This window comes from Streptomyces turgidiscabies Car8 (assembly GCF_000331005.1).
Classification (GTDB): domain Bacteria; phylum Actinomycetota; class Actinomycetes; order Streptomycetales; family Streptomycetaceae; genus Streptomyces; species Streptomyces turgidiscabies.
Map to the genome: position 1 here is coordinate 1 of NZ_AEJB01000564.1, position 6,617 is coordinate 6,617.

At 69.3% G+C, this 6,617-nt stretch carries 8 protein-coding genes and 1 pseudogene; 6 read left to right on the top strand and 3 right to left on the bottom strand.

All coding sequences use genetic code 11. The annotated features are described in order from the left end of the window. The 6 genes and pseudogenes from STRTUCAR8_RS40195 to STRTUCAR8_RS40220 form a co-directional block, all read left to right on the top strand. Positions 1–191 (top strand): annotated as a pseudogene (locus STRTUCAR8_RS40195) (TIGR04222 domain-containing membrane protein); the annotation flags it as partial. A gap of 142 nt (positions 192–333) precedes the next feature. Continuing rightward, positions 334–753 carry a DUF4326 domain-containing protein gene (locus STRTUCAR8_RS40200; RefSeq protein WP_006382129.1) on the top strand — a complete coding sequence of 140 codons (420 nt, stop codon included), beginning with the start codon at positions 334–336 and terminating at the stop codon, positions 751–753. Beyond that, positions 750–1,397 carry a hypothetical protein gene (locus STRTUCAR8_RS40205; protein WP_006382132.1) on the top strand — a complete coding sequence of 216 codons (648 nt, stop codon included), beginning with the start codon at positions 750–752 and terminating at the stop codon, positions 1,395–1,397. The genes STRTUCAR8_RS40200 and STRTUCAR8_RS40205 overlap by 4 nt, the downstream gene beginning before the upstream one ends. Before the next feature lie 17 nt (positions 1,398–1,414). Beyond that, on the top strand, positions 1,415–1,882 hold the full coding sequence (locus tag STRTUCAR8_RS40210) for a hypothetical protein (RefSeq protein WP_006382130.1): 468 nt from the start codon (positions 1,415–1,417) through the stop codon (positions 1,880–1,882). Continuing rightward, a complete protein-coding gene (locus STRTUCAR8_RS40215) occupies positions 1,879–2,451 on the top strand; it encodes a hypothetical protein (RefSeq protein WP_006382125.1) in 573 nt (190 codons plus the stop codon). The genes STRTUCAR8_RS40210 and STRTUCAR8_RS40215 overlap by 4 nt, the downstream gene beginning before the upstream one ends. After that, the gene (locus STRTUCAR8_RS40220; RefSeq protein ID WP_006382131.1) at positions 2,448–3,059 is read left to right on the top strand and encodes a hypothetical protein; all 612 of its coding nucleotides are present in this window, start codon (positions 2,448–2,450) and stop codon (positions 3,057–3,059) included. Before STRTUCAR8_RS40215 ends, STRTUCAR8_RS40220 begins: the two co-directional genes overlap by 4 nt. A 61-nt stretch (positions 3,060–3,120) precedes the next feature. On the opposite strand, the gene STRTUCAR8_RS40225 is transcribed toward STRTUCAR8_RS40220, so the two are convergent. From STRTUCAR8_RS40225 to STRTUCAR8_RS48550, 3 genes are all read right to left on the bottom strand, one after another. Continuing rightward, the gene (locus STRTUCAR8_RS40225; RefSeq protein ID WP_006382128.1) at positions 3,121–3,996 is read right to left on the bottom strand and encodes a hypothetical protein; all 876 of its coding nucleotides are present in this window, start codon (positions 3,994–3,996) and stop codon (positions 3,121–3,123) included. After that, a complete protein-coding gene (locus tag STRTUCAR8_RS40230) occupies positions 3,993–4,862 on the bottom strand; it encodes a ParA family protein (protein WP_234372771.1) in 870 nt (289 codons plus the stop codon). The genes STRTUCAR8_RS40225 and STRTUCAR8_RS40230 overlap by 4 nt, the downstream gene beginning before the upstream one ends. A gap of 432 nt (positions 4,863–5,294) precedes the next feature. Further along, positions 5,295–6,617 (bottom strand): 3'-5' exonuclease (locus tag STRTUCAR8_RS48550; RefSeq protein WP_048818889.1); only part of this gene is annotated, 1,323 nt, incomplete at its 5' end.

Sequence of the window (6,617 nt, forward strand, 5' to 3'; positions counted from 1 at the left end):
CGGCCGGGCAACGCCTCCTCACCGCACTGACCCGCCGGACCAGTACCACGGCCCCGTACGGCGCGGGAGACGAACGCACGTACCTCACCTCGGTCGCCGTACTGGGGGTCCGCGCGGTCGACGAGCCCGATCTGCGCGCCGCCTTCGCGCACCGGGAGCCCCAGGACATCCTGCGCGAACGGCTGCGCTGACCCGACTGCCGCACTGTCCCCGGCGCCCCAGGGGTGTGCGGGGGGCGCACAGGAGTGCTCGTGGCGACACCGGGCGGCCGGTGCTTGCCTTCGTCGACCGCCGCCCGAAACATCCCTTCTGTTGCCACCGAAGGGATACGCGATGCGAGCTGCCGCCCTCTACTCGGCTGCCCCGGCCCCGGCCCTCCCCTCCAAGCCCACGGCCATCGGGCCCACCACCGTGGTGGACCTGCACGGGCACCAGGGAGACGCGGCGTACGCCGATGTGGTCTACGTCGGACGCCCCATGTTCCTCGGCGGATGGCGCCTGTATGGCCACCCGCTCGCCAACCCGAACCGCGTCCGTGACGGCGACGCCGCCAAGGCCGTGGCCCGCTATCGGGTCTGGCTCGACACGCACGCCGAGCTGCTCGCCGAGCACCTGCCCGCCCTGCGCGGCCGGCGGCTGGGCTGTTGGTGCCCGCCGGACCAGCCCTGCCACGCCCGTGTGCTGGCCGAGCTGGCCGACGCACTCCCCCACCCTTCAACGACTCCCGAGTCCCGGACGGAGCTCCAGCCGTGACACCCCCCGACCAGTTGCCCGCCTGGTACAGCCAGCAGTTGCCGCCCCCGGCGCCGCTGGTTCAGCACAACGGGCTCACCCTGCTCGTCGCCCACTCCGGCCGAGTGGTCCCGGTCATCACCACCTCGACCGCCCTGATCCTGGCCCGGATCTGGCACGAGCAGGGCGCCGCGCACAGCGTCGGCAACATGGCGCTGATGCTGGCGCTCGCCGCCGGATCGTTCGCAGCCGCATGCGTCTCCGCGGTCCACCGCAACGGCGATCCCGCCACCACAGCCGTGGCGTTCACCGGAGCCGGAGCGTTCGCCCTGCTCGGACCCGTCGCCTACACCGAGTCGTGGGCCCTGTCCGCACTGCTGTGGCTCGTCGCCACGGTCCTGGTCTACGTCGTCACAGCCCGGCACTGGCGCGCAGCCCATCAGCTGCGCGAGGCCCGCGACCACGAGCTCACACTCGCCCGACTCGACAGCGCCACCACCGTGGCGACCGCCGTCATCGCCCACGACGCCAAGGCCCAGGCGCTGGCGTACGGACTGACCCTCGCGCGCGCCGTCGAGCAGCGTATCCAGCTCGACCCGACCACGTACGACCACGCCGTCCTGCAAAAGGCCGGCTTGCCCGAACTCCCCGCATCCGACCACTGATCACAGGAGAGACGCCGATGGCCACTGACCCCCGGGCGACCAGCACCATCACCTACGAGACCCACCAGCGCCGCGCGGTCGAGCCGGACAGCACCGTCCACGCCGCCAAGTACGCCGGAGATCGGCAGCACTTCACCCTGGCCTGCGCCGTCTACCCGATGCCCGTCATCGAGCGCCTGGTCCACGACGGGAACGTGTGGACCGTCACCTGCGACGGATGCCGGAACGCGCTGGCCGTCATCATCACCTGCCCGCTCTGCAAGAGCCCCGGCGCCGAGGAGTTCGGCCTCCCCATCCCGAACACCGGCGACTCTGCCGACTGCGCCGGCTGCACGAAGTGCGGGCACACCTGGGGCCTCGACCCCGGCGCCAACGGCGCGTGCACCGAGTGCGGCGGCTCCGGCCACACCGCACGCGGCACCCTCCGCGATCCGCTCTGTGCCTGCACCGAAGAGGCCAACGAGGTTGAGGAGGCCGCCAAGTGATCCGCATCATCACCCGCTCGACGCGCCGGTACTACGAGGGCAAGGTCGAGGAGGCCGGGAAGGTCCCGGGGCTGGAGTTCCAGCTCAAAGAGGCCCAGGAGGATGTGGCCACGTGGAAGGCCCAGTCAGGCGACTACGAGCAGCAGCGCGACGAGGAGCGCGAGCGCACCACCCAGGTCACGGACGAGCTGCACGAGCTCCGCGCCCGACTCGACGGACAGCAGAACGAGTTCACCCGCCAGCTCCGCGAGGCCAGTGAGCCCGTCGCGGCCCTGCTCACCGACCTGATCCACCGGGCGGAACACCCTGTCGAGGGTGCCGACTTCCGCAAGGAGCTGGCCCTGCGCGTGGTCGAGAGGTGGAGGGAAGGCCTGACGCCCGAGGACCACGACAGCCCGATGGGCCTGATCCTGCGCATCATCACGGACACCCGGAAGCCCGGCGAGATCGTCGCCGAGGCGCCGGCCCAGGCCGCCCTCCTGCAAGCCGACCACGACGACCCCACCAGCGACACCCACGAGGCCCGCCTGTACGCCCTGCTCACCAAGACCGAGGAAGACAACAAGTGACCCCCACCGGAGACGACCCGATGAGCCGCGCCACGAAGAGGCTCGCCCTTTTCGGAGCCCTACTCAGCGCCTTCGGCGAGATCCATCCGTTTTGCGACCACTGGGCGCAGGGCAGCGAAACCGCGCGCTGCAAGCGGCTGTACGGCTTGCATCCCGTCTACCGCGACGGAGTCGCCGTGGGCGAAGAGAAGGACGACCGCAGCGGCGAACCGACGATGACGGCGAGTGCTCGGGGCCGCCGTGCCGTCCTGTTTCATGTCACCGCATACACCGCGATCCAGACCGGCGCGGCTGTCGCCCTCACCCGAGCGTTCGGCTACCGCGTTCCGGTCCCTGCGCTGGCCGCAGGCGCCGCGCTCAACGGCGTGACACACGCGGCCATTGACCGGGGAGCCCTGTTCCTGTGGCTCGTCGGCAAAACAGGCCAGACTGGATACGTCGAGCACTGCGAGGCCGTCCGCCTCGATGCCGACGGCACCCTCCGGACCGAGAGCAACGGTCCAGGAACGGCATGGATCGAGTTAGATTCCGCCCTGCATCGCGTGATCGGAGTGGGCGCCGCCGCCGTGACCACCTGGCTCGCCACACGGAGGCAGAGCTCCCAGTAGGGGTCCCTCCCAGCACGAAGCGCCCGACCGGAAAGGGGTCGGGCGCTTCGCTGTGTCGTAGTCAGGCGTCGCCCGAGGCTCGCGGTTTCATCGCCGCCCTGATCCGGTGCTCGGTGCGGCTGAGGTACTGCAGGAACTCCCGCAAGACCCCTTCCGCAGCCGCATAGTCGGCCTTGAGTGCCAGGGGGAGAAGGCCGTCCCCTGTTCCGTCGTACACGCCTTTCTGGTCCTGCAGGAGGCCGTGCAGCGCCTCCAAGGCGCGGGTGCCGTCGTTCTCTACGACCTCCGCGTCCTCGATGTCGTCCTTCTCGTCGCTGCCCTTGCGGGCCGAGGGCACCACCGCCGGACTCTCGGAAATGACGAAGCCCCGGTGTTCCGCCGCCTTCCGCAGCGCTGCCGCCGTGCGCTTCTTGCCCGTCGAGTCAACGTCCGCGACGACCAGCTCTGCCTTGGTCCTCCCACCTTCCACGCCGTCCTCGGCGTACACCTCCATCAGCGGAGCCAGCACTTTGGCCTGCGAGGCGTTGAAGGGTTTGTCAGAAATTTCTGACAGTGGGGCCACCGCGAGGAGTCGGGACGCATCGTCGACGAGTTCGTACACGTGGCCGCGCGACAGGTGCAGCCGGTTGTCCGCGTACGTCTCCAGCGAGGTGAACTCAGGATCCTCCTTGTAGAGGTCCTCCTCGATGAGGACGCGCAGGGCGGCGCCCGTTTCGACCGTCCAACGCAGCTTGGACCAGGCGATGCTCTTGGACTTAGTGACCTCAGCCGCCATCAGCGCGGCCTCGACCGCCTTGAGTCGTTCCTTACGGTCGACCGGCAGCTCCGCGGGGTCGATCGGCACCGCGTTGTACGGACGGGGCCTGACCAGGTCCGTGGCGTACGACTCTTCTTCGTCGTCGTCATCGACGTCCAGCGCCGATCCGACGTTTCTCACGACGCCTCCCTGTCGCCGAACAGGACGCCGGCGATCTGGTCGAAGTCCCGGGTAGCCGAGTCTTTCGGTGCGTGGAGCCGGGTCGGCTTCTCCTCCCCCACTGCCTCCTTGACCTTCACCGAGGGCCGCACCGGGGCAATCACGGCGTCAGGGAAGTCCGTTGCCAGCTGGATGGCTGTCGCCTTCATAACCGCCGACCGGGCCCACTCCGTGAGAATCAGCGCCATCACGTACAGCTTGGCGTTGTACGCCTCCTGAACCTTCCGGATGGTGTTGTAGACGTCGCCGACGCCGAGCGTCTCCATCTTTCCGGCTTCGGTGGGGATGATCACGGCGTCCGCCGCCACGAGGGCCGCCACGGTGAGCGTGCCCAGGGTGGGCCCGCAGTCGAGCAGGTTGAGGTCGATGTCGAGGGAGCTGGACTGGATGCCGCGAGCGATGGTCAGCTCCCGCCCCACAAGATCCCCATCCTTCTCGACACCGCCCAGCTTCGAGCCGGCGGGGACGACATACAGGCCCTTGAAACGCGTTGGGTAGGTGGCTTCGTCCAGGGTGCACGTTTTATGGAAGACGTGCGTTAGGGAGCGCCGACGCTTCGGGTCGAGACCCTCCGGATAGATCGGCTTCAACCAGGCCGACAGGCCCGCCTTCTGCGGGTCCACCCCGATGACCCGAACGACCCAGTCCCGAGCCGCCGCAGCAGCTCCGAGCTCGGCCACCGTCGTCGTCTTCCCGACGCCGCCCTTCTGATTCGCCACCGCGATGGTCCGCACGGTGGTGCCGGGTCGGAGCGGCTGGAACGAGGACGGCACCCGGAGCTGAGCTCGCCACTTGACCCACTCGATAGGTTCCTCCCAGCTGGCCACCGTGGGCAGATGCCAGGAGTAGCCCGACAGCGGGGGGATGGGTACGGTCTGTGCTTGTGTGACTGACATAGCCCGCACCGTAGCGGGTTCCACGTACGCGCGGCCCGTCTCCACCAGGAGCCCGGCCCGCGCAAGGTATTATGCGAGAGATCAACTGCAGGCGGAGCGCACGACGGGCTCGTCGACGCGTCGCCGGAGGCTCTCCCCGAGCTGTCCGCGCGCTACCGGCCGACGCGTCCCCCCGCTCGACCGTCACGGTCGGCGCCCCGGTTAGTTGCACCTCCAGAACCACGCGGAGCCCGCCGCCACGGTGTGAGAGCCGGGTCGGCTCGCTCGCCTGCAGGGCCGTGCACGCCCTCAGCAACGGCAGCAGCACATCCAGAACGTCTTGCCCGAGCTCCCGATCGTCCGTCATTACCCGAAGCTGCACCATCAGTTCGTCACCTCACTCGTGCCGTCGGCCACCATGACCGCCGTGGCGTACTCCGCCGCGTACCTGCGTCCCATGGACCGCAGGCAGCCGAGCACCGCACGGCAGTCATCAGCGGCCCTGTGACCCCCGTCCAGGGCTTGCCAGGTGTTGCTGCCGTGGTACTCGTTCCAGTCGCCCACAAAGTCGCTGTACGGGATCATCACGTCCTCGAACCGCATGACGTCGAGCCAGGCCGCCACCTGCTCACGGGCCTCAGCGAGCGCCCGCACCCGCAGATCCTCCGCCACTGTTCCCGTGCCCTCGGTCTCCTCGGCAGCCTCCCGGGCCGCGCGGTCGAGGAAGTGGAGCATGAGCTCGTGCCGCAGCCGGTTGACGTCGTACACGTCGTTGTAGATCAAGCAGCGCTTGCCGTCGAGCAGTCCGGTCAGCTTCACGAGCACGTCGGAGAATGTGGGCGCCGAGGCGACCATCGCGTCCGTGATGCCGTGGAACTCCGAGTTCGGGATCGGCTCGCCCGGGTTGAGGAGCGTGTCGAGGAGGACCTCCCCGCGCGAGTTCAGCACGGCCAGCTCGACGATCCGCGCCTCTTCGTGCAGGCCCGTCGTCTCGGTGTCAAGGACCAGGATGTCCGGGTCGACGAGCGCGGCCGCGGCCCACCGCTCGCGCTTCTCGGCCGCCAGCTGCTCGGCCTCCCGCCGTTCCTTCTCCCGCCGCTCGTACTCCGCCCGGTACTTGGCGCGCTCCTCCGCGTCCCGCCGCTCGTTGGCCTCGGTGCATGGCGGACACCGTGTCGGCCAGTGCGGAGCCCTCGACCACCAGGTCCTTTCCGCTCCCTGGCCCTTCTGATAGGCCCGCGCCTCCTTCTTCGTCACGAGCTTCACGGAACAGTCGCCCCCGTAGCCGTCCCCCGGGCACACGGTGACCTTCTCGACCCACGCCACCGCCTCCTGGCGCTGCTCGTCGAGCTGCTTGCGGCGGCATCCTCCACAGCGGTGATGCACCGGGAGCCGCCGCTCGGACACCTCCCGGCAGTCCCAGCACGTCCGAGCTTCCCGGCGCTGCTGCTCGGCACGAGCCTTGTCCCAGCACACCGAGCACCGCTTGCTGCGCACGATCTCGTTGCGGACCTTGCCGCACGTCGGGCAGGTCCGCCGCTTGGCCATCCGGGCCTTGGTCGACGACGGCAACGGCCGCATCTTCTCCGCGCCGGCGGGGTCGTACAGCGGGATGTCGCCGTACTTCCGCGTCTCGATGTACGCGAGGACCGGCTGTCCCTTGACCAGCTTGAGTCGTTCTTCACCGAGTTGGGTCTGCGTACGCAG